Annotated in this window: 1 protein-coding gene and 1 pseudogene; one reads left to right on the forward strand and one right to left on the reverse strand. The window is 56.9% G+C overall.

Annotated features, from left to right (window positions below; translation table 11 throughout):
- Positions 1–447: pseudogene (locus tag C4N23_RS13705) on the forward strand (hypothetical protein); the annotation flags it as partial.
- Between the two features lie 47 nt (positions 448–494).
- On the opposite strand, the gene C4N23_RS14155 reads toward C4N23_RS13705, so the two are convergent.
- The coding region (locus tag C4N23_RS14155; RefSeq protein ID WP_207657361.1) for a hypothetical protein at positions 495–686 on the reverse strand (192 nt) is incomplete at its 5' end.

Consider the following 686-nt stretch of genomic DNA (forward strand, 5'->3'; position numbering starts at 1 on the left):
GCGTTTGCGAAGCAATGCAGTCCCCAGTGGGGACTGCAAGTGACAGAGCGGTCTTGCGTCAGCAAGATGGAGGGGCCCCGCCCCGACAAGCTCTGGCTTGACCCGGACAAGCCGCCCGCCAATGCCATCGCCCTTACGCCGCCCAAGCGTGGCCTGACGGACGAGCAGTGGGCAGACATCGCCTACTGCCTGCGGGTATTGACCGATTATCTTGACCTGCTGCACGACTGGCGAGAGCGCTACAAGCCTGCCACCCCGGAGGAACCGCATGACCCACGGTTTGAAGAAGCCCTCCACATGACCGAGACCATCGAGCACCTGACGGACTGCGTTGCATTTGGGACGCCCCAGCAGAAGGCCGCTGCCGCCTCACAGCTGCTGTCCGGGTCGTACCTGCTGATGCTGGAAGAGCGCACCGACCGCCTTGCTCTGGCAAAGTGCGCCTAATAGTTTATTCACCCGAAGTGGTGGGTCTCACCGTGAGACCCACCACTTCACTTTTCTATCGCAAGGCAAGAAATCAGTGCAACATCAAAACAGCATATTTGCGATATGCAATTCAACGTTGTTGCCGTCGCATTAAAAAGTTGAATTGCTATAAAGGAGGAACACCCTATGAAGAAAAACATTTCCCGCAACCCCTTATGGCCGGACTGGTACAACGGCAAGAAGATCGATGAAGTCCA

This window comes from Faecalibacterium hattorii (assembly GCF_003287455.1).
Lineage (GTDB): Bacteria > Bacillota > Clostridia > Oscillospirales > Ruminococcaceae > Faecalibacterium > Faecalibacterium hattorii.